Raw genomic sequence first — 14621 nt, 5'->3', positions numbered from 1 at the left:
GCGCACCCGGCGCCGGTCACTCGCCCTTGAGCTGCTGCACCAGGCCGAGCCGGTCGATGACGGCGTGCCGCTCGCTGATGCGGTCGCCGACGAAGCGGAACAGGGCGAACGCCTCCATGCTGACGCGCCTGCCGGTGGCCGGGATGCCCATCAGCGGGCCGGAGTGGGTGGCCGTCATGCGCCAGCGGACGGCGACGTCGTCGCCCTCGCCCAGCAGGTCGAGGATCTCGAACGACGGGTCGGCGTGGGTGGCGTGCACCTCGCGGATGGCGTCCTTGAAGCCCTGCGGGCCGCGGACGTTCTGGTGCCGGCCTTCGCTGGTGACGAAGTCGGCGGTGAACAGCTCATCGGCGACGTCCACGTCACCGGCCTCAAGTGCCTTGTAGAGGCGGCGGATCGCGTTCTTGCGGTACTCGACGGTGGTCATGCGGGTTCCCTCCCGAGGTGGATGACCGAGCTGATTACTGAGTGATCCATCAGTAAGTTAACCTCTTCCTGAGCGATTACTCAAGCAGCCGGGACGGCACGGAGAGACGGAGGCCGGGCATGGCCCAGGCACGACGGGGTCGACCCTCGACCGGGGTACGGGAAGCGGTGCTCAAGGCCACCGAGGAGGTGCTCGGGGACGCGGGACTGGCGCTGTCCACCAAGGAGATCGCGCGCCGGGCGGGCGTCGCGGAGTCGAGCATCTTCTACCACTTCGGTGACCGGCTCGGCCTGCTCCAGGCCGTCGTCGGGCTGCACCTGCCGGCCTTCGCCGACGCGACGGCCGTGCTGGGCACCTTCGAGGACGGCCCCGGGGGCGGCCCCGGGGGCGGCTCGGAGAACGGGTCCGGCGGCGACCTCCAGGCCGACCTCACCGCCCTGCTCACCCGGCTCGAACAGTTCTACCGCCGGATCATGCCGATCCTCGGCGCCGTCCAGTCCGACGCCCAGCTGCGCGGGCTGCTCGCCGAGCGCGGCGGCGAGATCGGCCCGCACCTCGCCCTCGGGGCCGTCGCCGACGCCCTCCGCACCCGCCAGGCCGCCGGCCGGCTCCCGGCCGCACTCGACCCGGCTGCCGCCGCCCTCCTCCTCGTCGGCGCGGCCCACCAGCGCGCCCTCCACAGCCACCTGCTCGGCGAGGCCGCGGTCCGTCACCTCCCCCCGGTGGAGACGGTCGCCCGCACCCTCGCCCCGGCCTTCGGATAACCCGGGACCACCCGGCGCCGGACCACCCGCTCCCGGATCCGCCGATCCGGGACCACCCGGCGCCGGAACCCCCCGACACGCGACCCGTCCGACACCGGAACCGCCGCCCCGGGACCGCCCGGGGCCGGACCGGGCGCACCCGGCACAGTGGCGCCGCCGGCCTGTCCGGCCGACGGCGCCACCGACGCGACCTCACACGGGCCTACGGCTGCGGGAACTGGCCCTCGTCCACGTCGCTGGTCTTGGCGTTGCCACCGACCGTCGGCTGGAGGGTGATCGACCACGAGGTGTAGGTGCGACCGGTCTCGAAGGCCATGGTGTCGTCGAACTTGCTGAAGTCGCAGCTCTGCGTGAACGCCTTGAGTGACGGGTCCCAGTCGACGCCGCCGGCGAAGTACACGTCGTAGGTGCCGTCCTCGACGCCCTCGATGGACGCCTTCTTGCCCTTGCCGACGTACACCGAGTGGATCGACTTGCCGTTCTGGGCGAGCGAGACCACCGCGTCGGAGCTGCCGCCGTTGTCGACGTTGAGGACGCCCTCGCCCTTGAGGCGGCCCTGGCGGACCAGGGTGCCGTTCTCCAGGGTGCGGGTCTGGAGCTGCGGGGCCTGCGGGACGTTGAAGGTGGCGGGGTAGCCGGCCGCGGTCATCTGGGCGAGCGCGGCGGGCACCCCCTTGAGACCCTCGGACTGGCCGACCTCGGCGAAGGCCGAGGTGGTGGCGCAGACGTTCTTCGCCTTGATGTCGCTGCGCACCTTGGTCAGGTCCGTGGAGAGCTGGCCGAGAGCCACCACCAGCTGGCGCTGGGCGGTGGTGACGGTGGCCGGCTCGTCGGCGAGGCCGAGCCCGCTGCCGGCCTTGGAGGCCGCGGCGGCGGCCTCCTGGAGGGCCGTGGAGAAGGCGTCGAGGCTCGCGGACGCGTTGAGCTTGCCGAGCGCGGTGCTGACCGGGTCGATGTAGCCCGTCAGCACCGGCCCGTACGGCGGCCTGGTCGGCGTCGGGGTCGGGGTCGGCGTGGGTGTCGGGGTGGCGCTCGCGGAGGGCGCGTCGGTCTTCCCCGGCCCCAGGCCGAACCCGTCGGCACCCCCTGATCCCCCGCTGGAGCACGCTGCCAGCAGCAGCGTGGCGCCGGCCGCCAGGCCGGCCTTGGTGAAGGACTTCATGCCGCTCCCCCGGTGTGGTCCCTTGGCCCGTCGGTCCCGTGACCGGGCCCTGTGAGCTCTGATGCACGCTCCGTGCAATCCCCGCCGACATGATCCCGAGCCGGGGGGACGCGGTCAACAGGGCGCACAAGAGGCGCACAGAAGCGCGGGACCGGCGCACATGGGGGCGCGCAGAGCGGGCGACGCGGTCAACTACGATCGGGCTCGTGTTCAGCCTCACGGGACTCCCGCTCCAGATCATCGCCTCCGTCGTCGCGATCTGCGTGTTCGCCGCCACGATGTGGCTCTGGCCGAGATTCGGCGGACGGAGCTGGAAGGCCTGGCTCGGGCGGATCGGCGCCTTCCTCGCCACCCAGCTCGCGGTGCTGGTCGCGATGGGCCTGATCGCCAACGGCTACTTCGGTTTCTACAGCTCCTGGACCGACCTGCTCGGCACCAACGGCGGGCCCGGCACGGTGGTGGACCACCAGCCGAACGCCGCCGTCGCCATCACCGGCGAGCAGAAGTTCTACGCGGAGCAGGGCTCGAACCCGGAGCGCGTCGGCCTGATCCACCAGGTCGCCGTCAAAGGAGCCGTCAGCGGCCTGAGCACCGACGGCTTCGTCTATCTGCCGCCGCAGTACTTCCAGCCGGAGTACGCGCAGCGGAAGTTCCCGATGGCGCTGGTCCTGGCCGGCTACCCCGGCACGCCGGAGAAGCTGATCTCGCTGATGCAGTACCCCGCCTCCACCCTGGAGGCGATCGACCAGAAGAAGCTCCCGCCGACCGTCCTCGTGATGCTGCGCCCGACCCTCGTCAGCAACCGGGACACCGAGTGCGTGGACGTCCCCAACGGCCCTCAGGTGGAGACCTTCTTCACCAGCGACCTGCCCAAGGCGCTCGCCACCACCTACCGGCTCGGCACCGACCCGTCCAACCGGGCCGTCATCGGCAACTCGACCGGCGGCTACTGCGCGCTCAAGTTCGCCCTGCGCAAGCCCGACTCGTACCCGGCCGCCGTCTCGCTCTCCGGCTACTACACCGCACCGATCGACGAGACCACCGGCGACCTCTTCGCCGGCAACGGGCAGCTGAAGCAGGAGAACGACCTGCTGTGGCGGCTGCACAACAAGCCGGCCGCACCCGTGTCGCTGCTGCTGGGCACCGCCTACGACGAGAACAACTACGCCGCCACCCAGGAGATGGTGAAGTCGTTCAAGGCGCCGACCAAGCTCTCCACCATCACCCTGGACACCGGCGGGCACAACTTCCACACCTGGACCCGGGAGATCCCGCCCGCGCTGGAGTGGCTGGGCAAGCACCTGACGATGCCCCAGGCGGCCTGAGCCCGGCCCCGCGCCCCGGCACCCCGGCACCCCGGGGCGGCCCGGTGTCCCGCCCGCCCCGCGGCCCCCGTGCTCGTCGGCGGCCCCGGCGCCCCGCCGACAGCCCCTCCGAGGCCGCGAGCGCCCCCGAGTGCCCTCCCCAGCGGCCCCTCCGGTAGTCCCTCCAGTGGTTCCGCAGGGATCACAGACCCCTCATAGCCGGGTCTCACGGTCCTCTCAGTCGCGCGGCCGAGCGTAGCGCCCATGACCACGACCAGCTTCTCCCCTCCGGCCGGCGAACCGTGGCCCGAGGCCGCGAACCACCCGCCGCCGGAGGTGCCGCAGCCGGCCACTGACGCCCCCGCGGACGCAGACCCGCCGGCCGGACCGCTCTTCCCGGAGTTCCCGCTGCCGCCCGCCGGCCCCAAGGGCCCTGTCTCCTGGGCCGGGCGGCTGCGCACGCTGCCGGCCCGCGCCTGGCGCGGCCGCGCGGACGACCCGCGCTGGGCGCGGCCCGCGCTGCTGGCGCTGCTGGCCGCGACCGCCGTCCTCTACCTGTGGGGCCTGAGCGCCTCCGGCTGGGCCAACTCCTTCTACTCGGCGGCCGTCCAGGCCGGCAGCCAGAGCTGGAAGGCGTTCTTCTACGGCTCCTCCGACGCCGGGAACTTCATCACCGTCGACAAGCCGCCGCTCTCGCTCTGGCCGATGGCACTGGCCGCCCGGGTCTTCGGCCTCTCCTCCTGGTCGGTGCTGGCCCCGCAGGCGCTGATGGCGGTCGCCACCGTGGGCACCCTGTACGCGACGGTGCGCCGCCGCTTCTCCCCGCTCGGCGGCCTGCTGGCGGGCGCCGTCCTGGCGCTGACCCCGGTGGCGGCGCTGATGTTCCGCTTCAACAACCCGGACGCGCTGCTGGTGCTGCTGCTGACGCTCGCCGCGTACGGGCTGGTGCGGGCGGTCGAGGCGGCCGGCACCCGGTGGCTGGTGTTCACCGGGGTGATGTTCGGGCTGGCCTTCCTCACCAAGACGCTCCAGGCCTTCCTCGTCCTGCCCGCCTTCGCGCTGGTCTACCTGGTGGTCGCGCCCGCCGGCCTCTGGCGCCGGGTGCGCCAGCTGCTGGCCGCCGGGCTGGCCATGGTGGTCGCGGGCGGCTGGTGGGTCGCCGTCGTCGAGCTGGTGCCGGCCTCGGCCCGGCCCTACGTCGGCGGCTCGCAGGACAACAGCTTCCTCTCGCTGACCTTCGGCTACAACGGGCTCGGCCGCCTCAACGGCAACGAGACCGGCAGCGTGGGCGGCGGCGGCAGGCTCCCCGCCGGAACGGACGCCCCGCCCGGCGGCGGAAGGGCCATGCGCGGCTGGGGCGAGACCGGCATCACCCGGATGTTCGACGGGGACATCGGCGGCCAGATCGCCTGGCTGATCCCGGCCGCGCTGATCCTGCTGCTGGCCGGCCTCTGGGCGACCCGCCGTCACGCCCGGACGGACACCGCCCGCGCGGCGTTCCTGGTCTGGGGCGGCTGGCTGCTCTGCACCGCGCTGACCTTCAGCTTCATGTCCGGCATCTTCCACCAGTACTACACCGTGGCGCTGGCCCCGGCGGTCGCGGCACTGGTCGGCATGGGTGCGGACGGTCTCTGGCGGGCCCGGCACCGGCTGCCGTACGCGGCGGTGCTGGCGGTCACCCTGGCGGTGACGGCGGTCTGGGCGCACGTGCTGCTCGGGCGCAGCGCACACTTCCTGCCGTGGCTGCGCTGGGCGGTGCCGGCCGGCGGGCTCCTGGCCGCGGCGGCGCTGCTGCTGACCGGGCCGCTGGCGCGCCGCCTCCCCGGCCGCGTTCCCGGCCGGCTCGCCACGGTGGCGGGAGCGGTGGGCCTGGCGGCGGCGCTCGGCGGCCCGGCCGCATACGCGGTCGACACCGTGAACACGCCGCACACCGGGTCGATCGTGACGGCCGGGCCGGCGGTCACGGGCGGCAGGGGCATGGGCCCGGGCGGGATGCGCGGCCTGCCGCCCGGTGGCCAACCGGCCATCAACGGCCGGCCGTTCACGCCCGGCCAGGGCGGCGTGCCCGGCGGAGCACCCGGCATGATGCCGGGCGGCCAAGGCGGCGGCCAGGGCGGCCGGCCCGGCACGGACGGCCGCGGCGAGCGCGGCGCGTTCGGCGGCACGACGGGCGGCGCACCCGGCGGCACGGGCGGCATGGGCGGGCTGCTGAACGGCGCCAAGGTGAGCGACGAGGCCGCCGCGGCGCTCGCCCGGGACGCCGACCACTACACCTGGGCCGCCGCGACCAGCGGCTCGCAGAACGCCGCAAGCTACCAACTCGCCTCCGGGGTCCCGGTGATGGCCCTCGGCGGCTTCAACGGCAGCGACCCCTCGCTCAGCCTGAGCGCCTTCCGGCAGTACGTGCAGGAGGGCAGGATCCACTGGTTCATCGGCAGCGGCTCCCGCCGGGCGGTCGGCGGCGGCGCCACCGGCGAGGCCCAGGAGTCGCAGACCGCCCTGATCGAGAGTTGGGTGGAGAGCCACTACACCGCCGAGACGGTGGGCGGCTCGACGTTCTACGACCTGACGAAGGCCCCCGGTTCCTGACGCGGCCCCCCGGTTCCTGAAGACGCCGAAGGGGGCGCGCCGCTTCCGGGCGGTGCGCCCCCTTCGTGTTGTCAGCCGGTCACTCGGCCGCGTCGCTCGCACAGCGCGTTCCGGCGGCGGGGAGGCTCCCGCCGACCAGGAAGGCGTCCACCGAGGTGCGGATGCACGTGCTCCAGCCGTAGCCGGTGTGACCCTCGCCCTCGCGGGTGAGCAGGACCGCGTTGCCGAGCTGGGCGGTGAGCTTCTCGGCCCAGGCGTAGGGCGTCGCCGTGTCGCCGGTCGAGCCGACCACGACGATCGTGGCGTCGCTCTTGGACGTGATCGGGTGGGGCTTCTCGGCGGAACGGAACGGCCAGGAACGGCAGTCGGGGTCGAACAGCTCGAAGCTCGGCTCGTGCCGGGTGAACAGCGGGGCCTTCGCCGCGATCTCCGCGTACGCGGCCTGCAGGTCGTCGCCGACCGGCACCCCGGTGGCGCCGTCGGCGCAGTGGATGGCGGTGTAGGCGTCGGCGGAGACGCTGTAGTGGCCGTCCTTGTCGCGGCGGTTCGAGCTGTCCGCACGCGCGAGCAGGTAGTCGCCCTTGCCCTGGACCATGGCCCAGCCGATGTCGTTGCGCAGGGACTCCCAGCCCTGCTCGTCGCCGTAGAGGGCGTCGACCATGGCGGTCCAGGCCGCGTTGGCGGTGAGCTTGCGCCCGCTCGCGGTGGTCAGCGGCTTCTCCTTGAGCCCGTCGAGGAAGTCGGCGAGGTTCCCGGCGGCCTTGTCCCGGTCCTTGCCGAGCGGACAGCCGCTCTTGGTCGTGCAGTTGGCGGCGAAGGCCTCCAGCGAGCGCTCGAACGCCGCGTACTGCGCGATGTTGTTCTGGACCAGCGGGACGGACGGGTCGACCGCGCCGTCGAGGACCAGCCGGCCGACGCGGTCCGGGAACTCCTCGGCGTAGAGGCTGCCGAGGTAGGTGCCGTACGACATGCCGAGGTAGTTGAGCTTCTGGTCACCGAGGGCCGCACGCAGCACGTCCATGTCGCGGGCGGTGTTGCGGGTGCCGACGAAGGGCAGCAGCTTGCCGAACTTGGCCTGGCAGGCGTCGGCGAGGACCTGGCCGTGGTCGGGGCCGGGGGTGTCGGTGACGACCCAGTCGTCCCGGGTGCCGTCGTCCAGGCAGTTCAACGGAGTGGTGAGGCCGACGCCGCGCGGGTCGAAGCCGATCGTGTCGAACCGGTCGTGGAGCGGACCGTCGAACTGCGACGGGTTGCGCTTGACCATGCCGACGCCGGAGCCGCCGGGGCCACCGGGGTTGACCAGCAGCGAGCCGACCCGCTGGTCCTGCTTGGTGGCGGGGACGCGGACGACGGCGACGTCGATCGTCTCACCGGCCGGGCTCGTGTAGTCCAGCGGCACCTTGAGCGTGCCGCACTGCACGGCCGACTCGCCGGCCTTGTCGGTCGTCGGGTCGTCGGCGCACGGCGCCCAGGCGATCTGCTGGCCGTAGAACGGCTTGAGCGCCGGGTCCGCGGCGCCGGTGGGCCTGGTCGTCGGGGTGGGCGTGGCGGTCGGGGCCGGCGACGTGGCCGGCGACGTGGTCGGCGGCGCGGTGGGCGTGCCCGTGGTGGCTGCCGGGGACGGCGTGCCGGAGGCGGCGTCGGTGGAGCCGGCCGAACTGGTGCAGCCGGCCAGGAGGGCGGCGGCGACGGCGGCGGGAAGCGTGCGCCGTGAGAACCGGATGATCATCGAGTACACCGCACACGAATATCAGCCTCTCATCACACCAGTCACCTTCTCGCCGCGGCCCGGAAGCCCAAAGCGGACAAAGGGTAGCGAAACGTTTCCTCAACCGCCGCACTGCTGGAGCATCGTCTTCTTGTCCGCCACGGTGACCGGCAGTTGGTACTTCCGCGACACCTGGGCGAAGCGGACCGCGTACGCGCAGCGGATCGTCGTGTCGGCGGGCAGCCAGGTGGCCGGGCCGGAGTCCCCCTTGGAGGCGTTCTGCGAGCCGTCGGCCGGGATGAGGTTGAGCGGGTCGTTGGCGATCTGGACCCGCTTGGCCTTGTCCCACGTGGCCGCGCCCATCTGCCAGTCGTAGGAGAGCGGCATCACGTGGTCGATCTGGATCTTCGTGGCCTGCTGCTTGGTCCACCGGACCGTCTTTCCGGTGTACGGGTCGTCGATGGTCATCGCGGTGACGACGCAGTTCGAGCCGTCCTTGCGCTCCACCGCCCGACCGTCGCGGGCCAGCAGGTCGTTGCGGGTGTCGCAGTTGTTGTGGCCGCCGGGGACGCCGTCCACGTTGTCGGTCCAGGCCGGGCCGAACTCGTTGCGGTCGTAGCCGTCCTTGGGGCCGGCGGCGGCGGTGGCGACCCCGGCGATGATGTCCCGGCCGGCCTTCCGGTCCTCCGGCGAGGTGAGCGGCGCCAGGCCGGGCTTGGTGCCGTCGGGGTTGCGCAGCGGGCTGGTGCCCGCACCACCGGCCGGCGCGGCGGCGTCGGGCTTCTCGGTGCCGGAGCAGCCGGCCAGCGCCAGGACGGGTATCAGGAAGACGGCGGCGGCCGACACGGCGGAGCGACGGGCGGGCACGGAGGGCTCCCGGGATGGGGGGGTGGGTGACGGCGAACCAGCAGACCAGCCACCCCACAGCCCGTCAAGGCGGCGCAGCGCGGAGCGTTCGGGCATGTCGAAGCTCACACCCGGCGCGGGTCACCGCCGCAGCGAGCGCGCCGTCTCGGCTAGAACGGTGTCCGGGGGCGTCGCCGACACGCCCAGCACCTGCTCCGTCCGGGCCGAGTCGAGCAGCAGTGGGCGGTAGCGCAGGTAGTTCGTCTCGATCACCGCGGCCAGGATCTCGTCGTTCTCGGCCAGCCGTGCCAGTTCCGCCTCCGGCATCGCGGTCAGCCGTGGCTCGGGCGCGCTCGCCGCCTTCGCCAACTGGCCGGCGAGCGTGCGGGCGGACGCCTCGCTGGTACTGGGCACGTGCCAGGCCCGGCCCCAGGCGGCCTCGTTGCGGCCGGCGGCGACCAGGGTGGCGGCCACGTCGCCGAGGTAGCTCCAGCTGTGCGGCGCGTCCAGGTCGGCCGGGTAGGAGGCCGGTTCGGCGGCCACGACGGCGGGTGCGGCCGCGAACCGGAAGAGGGCCCGCCGGGCCGGCGGACCAGGGTCGTCCGACCGTTCCCGCCGCGCACTGACGCGAAGCGAGTGGCCGGGCACCTCCTAGCTAGCCTCCGATGGCCGACATCGGCCGGTCGGGCCGGACGAAGTCGGCCGAGTCGATGGCGTGTCCGGGGCCCTTGCGGGCGATGGTGTTGCGCCAGGCCCGCTCGATCCGGTCGTCGTCTGCCCCGCCGCGCAGCAGGACGCGCAGGTCGGACTCCTCGGTGGCGAAGAGGCAGTTGCGCAGCTGGCCGTCGGCGGTGAGGCGGACGCGGTCGCAGCCGCCGCAGAAGGGGCGGGTGACGGAGGCGATCACGCCGATCACGGTGTCGGTGCCGGCGATCCGCCACTCCTCGGCGGGCGGGGTGCCACGTCTCGCAGACCCGTCACCTCTTGCCGCATCGTGCCGGCCGACCGGGACGAGCTCCCAGCGGGCGGAGAGCACGGCCAGGATCTCGTCGGCGGTGATCATCGTGGCCCGGTCCCAGGCGCCCTGGGCGTCGAGCGGCATGGACTCGATGAACCGCATCCGGTAGCCGTGCCCGGCGGCGAACTCGGCCAGGTCGAGGATCTCGTCGTCGTTGACGCCGCGCACCGGCACCGCGTTGACCTTGACCGGGGCGAGACCGGCGGCCTGCGCGGCGGCCAGGCCGGCGAAGACGTCGGCGATCCGGTCGCGGCGGGTGATCTCGGCGTACCGCTCGGGGCGCAGGGTGTCGAGGCTGACGTTGACGCGGTGCAGCCCGGCCTCCTTCAGCACGCCGGCCGTCCGGGCCAGTCCGATGCCGTTGGTGGTGAGCGAGACCTCGGGACCGAGGGCGGTGATCCGCCCGACCAGCTCCGGCAGTCCGCGCCGCAGCAGCGGTTCGCCGCCGGTGAGCCGCACCGAGGCGATGCCCAGCCGCTCGACGGCGATCCGCACCAGCCGGACCACCTCGTCGTCGCTCAGCACCTCGGCCTTGGGGAGCCAGTTGAGGCCCTCGGCCGGCATGCAGTAGGTGCAGCGCAGGTTGCAGCGGTCGGTGAGCGAGACCCGCAGGTCGGTGTGGACCCTGCCGAAGCGGTCCAGCAGCGGGCGCGGTGCGGTGTTCATCAGCCAAGTACAGGGGCAGCCGGGCGGCAGATCCAGCGGCCGAACCGCCGGGGAGCGGCCGCGACCTGCGGGTTCGCCTTGTGCAATCGTCCAACTGTGGCTTCCTACGGCTGCGCGCTGCGGCCCCGGCGGGCAGGCTGGGCGCATGCAGCGCAGTGATCGCCCGCCGGCCGCGCCCGCCGCCGGACCCACCCCGGCCGGCGGGCCCGTGCCCGCCGCCGGCCGCGCGCCGGTGGCCGCCCTCGTCCTGGCCGCCGGGGGCGGGCGGCGGCTGGGCGGGCGGCCCAAGGCCCTGATCCCGTACCGGGGGCGGCCGCTGGTCGAGCACGCGGTGGCCACGGTCAGGGCGGGCGGCTGCCCGGACGTGACGGTGGTGCTGGGCGCAGCGCGCGAGCAGGTCCGGGCCACCGCGCACCTGCCGGGCTGCCTGCTGGTGGCGAACCCTGACTGGGCGGGCGGCATGGGCTCCTCGCTGCGGGTGGGGCTGGCCGCGGTGCCGCCGGAGGCCTCGGCGGTGCTGGTGATGCTGGTGGACACGCCCGGGGTCTCCCCTGCGGCGGTGGCCCGGCTGGTGGCCGCCCACCGGGCGGGCGCGGACCTGGCCGCGGCGGCGTACGACGGGCGGCGAGGGCACCCGGTGCTGATCGGGGCCCGGCACTTCGCCGAGGCGGCGGCGGGCGCGACCGGTGATGCGGGCGCGCGGGCGCTGCTGGCGGCGCACGCCGCCGAGATCGCGCTGGTCGAGTGCGCCGATGTCGCCGTCCCGGACGACCTGGACACCCCCGCCGACCTGGCCCGCTGGTCCGCTGGCTGACCGTCCGCGGCCCGCCCCGGCACCGCTCCCGCCCTCCGGGGTGGGCCGCCCTCCTCCTCTCCGGCGAGGGATCGGCCGCACACCCCTGATCTGTCCCTGAGGATTGCCGCATTCCGCGCCACGGCCACCGCGTTTCGGGGAGCATGGGACACGTCCTTCCACCCCGATTCGAACGGACGGTGCCCGTGATGTCCGGACTGCCCGACGACTTCACCGGACGCGACCCCGCGCAGCACGGGCCGGGGGCGGGTGGTGGTGCCCGGGCGATCCGCTGTCCCGCCTGCCGGCGGGAGCACCTGTACGAGCCGCCGTCGCTGCCCTGCCCCTGCGGCGCCTCGCTCAAGGTCCCGCTGCTGCGCGGCGGCGTGCCGGTGCAGGTGCGGTTCCGGTCCTGGGAGGACTCCTGGCTGAACATGCGCTGCCCGCACTGCGGCCGCTCCGACCAGTGGCCGCAGCCCGAGTTCACCTGCAACTGCGGCGCCACCGTCCGCCTGCCGGTGGACCGCACCACCCGCCTCGGCGGCAGCGCCACCACCGGACGGGCCTCCAGCGGGCAGCTCGGTCCCGCCGGGCCGCAGGCCGCCCACCCGTCCCCGGCCCACCCGCAGGGCGCGCCCGTGCCCGCCCCGCCCGGCGGGGCCGGTGCCTCGGCCACGCCCTGGCGTCGGCGGGCGCCGTTCCGCCCGCACCCCGTCCGCACCTCGCAGGACGCGGTGTTCACGGCCGCCCGCTACCTGGAGTGGCTGGGCTTCGAGGACCTGGAGCTGACGGAGGCCCAGGAACGGGACGGCGTCACCCTGCTGGGCAGCCGGATGGTCGCCCAGGTGGACACCTGGACCGAGCCGGCCGACGTGAAGTCGGTGGAGTGCCTCTGGCTGCAGACCCTGCACGCCGAGGAGATGGCCGCCGCGATGTTCACTCTGGCCGGCTACTCCCACCAGGCCACCGTCCGCGGCGAGCAGCTGCTGGTCGCCCTGTTCAGCCTGGACCTCGCCGGGGTCCCGCAGCCCGCCAACGGCGCCGCCGAGGCGCTGATGGAGACCGGCTGGACGTCCTGAGCCCACCCGGCGGGCCAGGGCGTGTCCGACCGTTCCCGGCGCCGGGCCGGACATTGTCGGACACGCCGTAGATCATTCCGTCTTCGAACGCAACAACCTACGCTCGTGATCTGGTGCACAAGCTCACCCCCGTGTTGAATTGCCGCCACAGCGCGGGCCTTGGGGGGTAGAGGCCCGTGCCCTGCTGGATGGCGCACACAAGGAGGTGGCGTTGTCGGAGCACGGATGGGGCCCGAGCGGCCGGGACGGGCGGGACGGGCGCGGGCGGGCGGCGCCCCAGGAGCCGGGGGACACCGTGTGGCGGCTGCGGTCCCGGGCGTGCTGGCAGGAGGCCGCGGAGCTGTTACGCCCGGCCGCCGAACGCGACCCGACGGCCGCACTCGGCCGGGCCGAACTCCTCATCGAACAATGTCTGTTCACCGCCGCCCACTGGACCCAGGCGGAGCAGGCGCTGCGCCTGGCCGAGGCCGTGGTCACCACGACCGAGCAGCGCGCGGCCGCCGCCTGCGCCCGCGGGTTCCTGGCGTACGTCGCCAGCGTGCTCGGCGCGCGCGACCGGCTCGACGAGGCCCAGGCGGCGCTCGGCCGCACCTCGGCACTGCTCCCGCCGGACGCGCCCGGGCGCCCGCTGCTGGACTTCCGCCGCGGCCTGGTCGCGGAGAACCTGCTGCGTGACCGGACGGCGGCCTGGATCGCCTACCGCCGGGCACACGAGGGCGCGGGCGAGCGCGGGGACGAGCTCCTGCGCTCCTACACCTGGCGTCACCTGGCGGCGCTGGCCCAGGCCGCCGGGGACCACGACCGGGCCCGGGAGGGTTTCGACGCCTCGCTGCGGCTGCGCGAGCAGCTCGGTTTCACGGTGGGGGTGGCGCCGGCGCTGGCGGCGCTGGCCGAGGTCTCCGAGCCGGGCGAGGCGGCCCGGATGCGGGCCGAGGCGACCAGGCTGGTGCAGGCGCTCGGTGGTGTACCGGTGTGGCTCGCGCGCCAGCTGAGCGCGGCGCGCACGCCGGGCGCTCCCCCGGACGGAGGCATCGGGCGGGAACCGCAGGGAACTATCAGCTAAGGTGAGCCTAACCTGGCCGGGGCGAGCAGTGCCCCGGCCGGGTTCGCCTTGCCGTTCCCGGGCCCGCCAGGCCCCGGCCGGCCGGGCCCGGCCATGGACGCGCCCGCCGGCGTCGCACCGGCCGGGACGGTCCGGACGGTCCCGCACGGGCTCCGGTCGACCCGATGGGGCCGCACCATGACCGCGAACAGCACCGCCCCCTGCACCACGCCCGCCGCCCCCGGTGCCCGGGCCGTCCCCGCCGCCGCGCTGCCGCCACAGCCCTGTGCCGCGAGCTACCGACGGCTCGGCGAGCTGTTCCCCGCCCTGCGGGTGCACTGCGCACCGCCGCGCACCGGCGACGGCTGGCTCGCCGGCGCCGAGTTGCTCGCGGGCCCGGAGGCGTTGCGCGAACTGATCGCCCACGACGCCCGGCAGGGCCTGGCCCAGTACGGGCGGCCGCTGCGCCCCGACGTCGCGGCCGGTTTCGCGCTGCACCGCTTCACCTGGCCGGCCGCGCTGCTGTTCACCCTGCCCTGGTTCCTGGAGCGCCGGGTGCCGCTGCTCACCCCCGGGGACGTCTCGGTCCGCCGCTCCACCGGCGAGCTGACGGCCCGCCCCGGCGCCTTCGCCTGCCTGCCCGACGACCCGGCGGCAGGCCTGCCCGGCGCCCGTACGGTGGCGGACGAACCGGCACTGGCCGCCGAACTGCGGGTGGCGCTGGCCGGGTTCCTGACGCCGGTCCTGGCGGCGTTCCGCCCGGAGGTGCGGCGCGGGCCGCGCACGCTCTGGGCGATGGCGACGGACGCGGTGGTGGAGGGCCTCTGGTATGTCGGCGGGCTGCTCGGCGAGGAGGAGCGCGCCCGCGCCGAACTGACCGGGCTGCTCACGCCCGGCACGGCGGAGACGGCGGCCGTGGCGGAGACCGCGGCGACGACGGCGGCCGCGGCGACGACGCCTGGGACGCCGGGGAGCCTCGGGGGCCTCGGGACCTCCGGGGCGGCCGCGCTGCCGGCGCCGCCGGCGTGCACGCCGGGCGCATCCGTCTCGCCGTTCACGCCGGGCGCGGGCTTCACCCCGGCGGCCCCCTGCACGCCCGCCGCCGGCCCCGGCCCTGCCGCCCGGGCCGCCGCCGAGCGCGCCCGGGCCAGCTGCTGCCTCGTTTACACCGTCCAGCCCGAGGAGATGTGCGGCGGCTGTCCCCGCGTCACGCGAAGTTGACC

13 protein-coding genes are annotated in these 14621 nt (G+C 74.7%); 7 read left to right on the top strand and 6 right to left on the bottom strand.

From position 1 onward, the window contains the following. Positions 1-16: 16 nt before the first annotated feature. Complete coding sequence (locus ACZ3YO_RS02250; RefSeq protein ID WP_396319213.1) at positions 17-427, bottom strand: ester cyclase; 411 nt, start codon at positions 425-427, stop codon at positions 17-19. A 119-nt stretch (positions 428-546) separates the two neighbouring features. On the opposite strand from ACZ3YO_RS02250, the gene ACZ3YO_RS02245 reads away from it, so the two are divergent. Continuing rightward, complete coding sequence (locus tag ACZ3YO_RS02245) at positions 547-1191, top strand: TetR/AcrR family transcriptional regulator (RefSeq protein ID WP_465563665.1); 645 nt, start codon at positions 547-549, stop codon at positions 1189-1191. A gap of 202 nt (positions 1192-1393) precedes the next feature. Here ACZ3YO_RS02245 and ACZ3YO_RS02240 read toward each other — a convergent pair whose 3' ends face one another. Beyond that, entirely contained in the window at positions 1394-2353 is a 960-nt protein-coding gene (locus ACZ3YO_RS02240; RefSeq protein WP_465563663.1) for a hypothetical protein, read from the bottom strand. Positions 2354-2559: 206 nt separating this feature from the next. Here ACZ3YO_RS02240 and ACZ3YO_RS02235 point away from each other — a divergent pair, with 206 nt between their 5' ends. Beyond that, the gene (locus ACZ3YO_RS02235) at positions 2560-3678 is read left to right on the top strand and encodes an alpha/beta hydrolase (protein WP_465563660.1); all 1119 of its coding nucleotides are present in this window, start codon (positions 2560-2562) and stop codon (positions 3676-3678) included. Positions 3679-3921: 243 nt separating this feature from the next. Beyond that, positions 3922-6246, top strand: a complete 2325-nt coding sequence (locus ACZ3YO_RS02230; RefSeq protein WP_465563657.1) for an ArnT family glycosyltransferase — start codon at positions 3922-3924, stop codon at positions 6244-6246. Between the two features lie 79 nt (positions 6247-6325). Here ACZ3YO_RS02230 and ACZ3YO_RS02225 read toward each other — a convergent pair whose 3' ends face one another. From ACZ3YO_RS02225 to moaA, 4 genes are all read right to left on the bottom strand, one after another. Continuing rightward, on the bottom strand, positions 6326-7975 hold the full coding sequence (locus ACZ3YO_RS02225; protein WP_465563654.1) for an alpha/beta hydrolase: 1650 nt from the start codon (positions 7973-7975) through the stop codon (positions 6326-6328). A 99-nt stretch (positions 7976-8074) separates the two neighbouring features. After that, entirely contained in the window at positions 8075-8800 is a 726-nt protein-coding gene (locus ACZ3YO_RS02220) for an HNH endonuclease family protein (RefSeq protein WP_465564170.1), read from the bottom strand. Positions 8801-8941: 141 nt separating this feature from the next. Continuing rightward, positions 8942-9343 carry a Rossmann-fold NAD(P)-binding domain-containing protein gene (locus ACZ3YO_RS02215; RefSeq protein WP_465563651.1) on the bottom strand — a complete coding sequence of 134 codons (402 nt, stop codon included), beginning with the start codon at positions 9341-9343 and terminating at the stop codon, positions 8942-8944. Between the two features lie 112 nt (positions 9344-9455). Then, positions 9456-10484, bottom strand: coding sequence for a GTP 3',8-cyclase MoaA (gene moaA / locus ACZ3YO_RS02210; protein WP_465563649.1), 1029 nt, complete (start codon positions 10482-10484; stop codon positions 9456-9458). A 232-nt stretch (positions 10485-10716) separates the two neighbouring features. Between moaA and ACZ3YO_RS02205 the strand changes: the two genes are divergently transcribed. From ACZ3YO_RS02205 to ACZ3YO_RS02190, 4 genes are all read left to right on the top strand, one after another. Further along, the gene (locus ACZ3YO_RS02205; RefSeq protein ID WP_465564167.1) at positions 10717-11298 is read left to right on the top strand and encodes a nucleotidyltransferase family protein; all 582 of its coding nucleotides are present in this window, start codon (positions 10717-10719) and stop codon (positions 11296-11298) included. Between the two features lie 188 nt (positions 11299-11486). Further along, entirely contained in the window at positions 11487-12356 is an 870-nt protein-coding gene (locus ACZ3YO_RS02200) for a hypothetical protein (RefSeq protein WP_465563646.1), read from the top strand. Between the two features lie 211 nt (positions 12357-12567). Continuing rightward, complete coding sequence (locus ACZ3YO_RS02195; RefSeq protein ID WP_465563643.1) at positions 12568-13419, top strand: hypothetical protein; 852 nt, start codon at positions 12568-12570, stop codon at positions 13417-13419. Between the two features lie 177 nt (positions 13420-13596). Then, positions 13597-14619, top strand: a complete 1023-nt coding sequence (locus tag ACZ3YO_RS02190) for a (2Fe-2S)-binding protein (RefSeq protein ID WP_465563640.1) — start codon at positions 13597-13599, stop codon at positions 14617-14619. Positions 14620-14621: the final 2 nt, after the last annotated feature.

The organism is Kitasatospora sp. NPDC022785 (genome assembly GCF_055561295.1).
Note: the sequence above shows the minus strand (reverse complement) of the source record. Positions and strands in the feature narration are given on the sequence as shown.

Bases quoted from the DNA above. Each gene is read 5' to 3' on its own strand.
- ACZ3YO_RS02250 (WP_396319213.1), bottom strand. From the start codon at position 427: ATGACCACCGTCGAGTACCGCAAGAACGCGATCCGCCGCCTCTACAAG.
- ACZ3YO_RS02245 (WP_465563665.1), top strand. From the start codon at position 547: ATGGCCCAGGCACGACGGGGTCGACCCTCGACCGGGGTACGGGAAGCG.
- ACZ3YO_RS02240 (WP_465563663.1), bottom strand. From the start codon at position 2,353: ATGAAGTCCTTCACCAAGGCCGGCCTGGCGGCCGGCGCCACGCTGCTG.
- ACZ3YO_RS02230 (WP_465563657.1), top strand. From the start codon at position 3,922: ATGACCACGACCAGCTTCTCCCCTCCGGCCGGCGAACCGTGGCCCGAG.
- ACZ3YO_RS02225 (WP_465563654.1), bottom strand. From the start codon at position 7,975: ATGATCATCCGGTTCTCACGGCGCACGCTTCCCGCCGCCGTCGCCGCC.
- moaA (WP_465563649.1), bottom strand. From the start codon at position 10,484: ATGAACACCGCACCGCGCCCGCTGCTGGACCGCTTCGGCAGGGTCCAC.
- ACZ3YO_RS02200 (WP_465563646.1), top strand. From the start codon at position 11,487: ATGTCCGGACTGCCCGACGACTTCACCGGACGCGACCCCGCGCAGCAC.
- ACZ3YO_RS02190 (WP_465563640.1), top strand. From the start codon at position 13,597: ATGACCGCGAACAGCACCGCCCCCTGCACCACGCCCGCCGCCCCCGGT.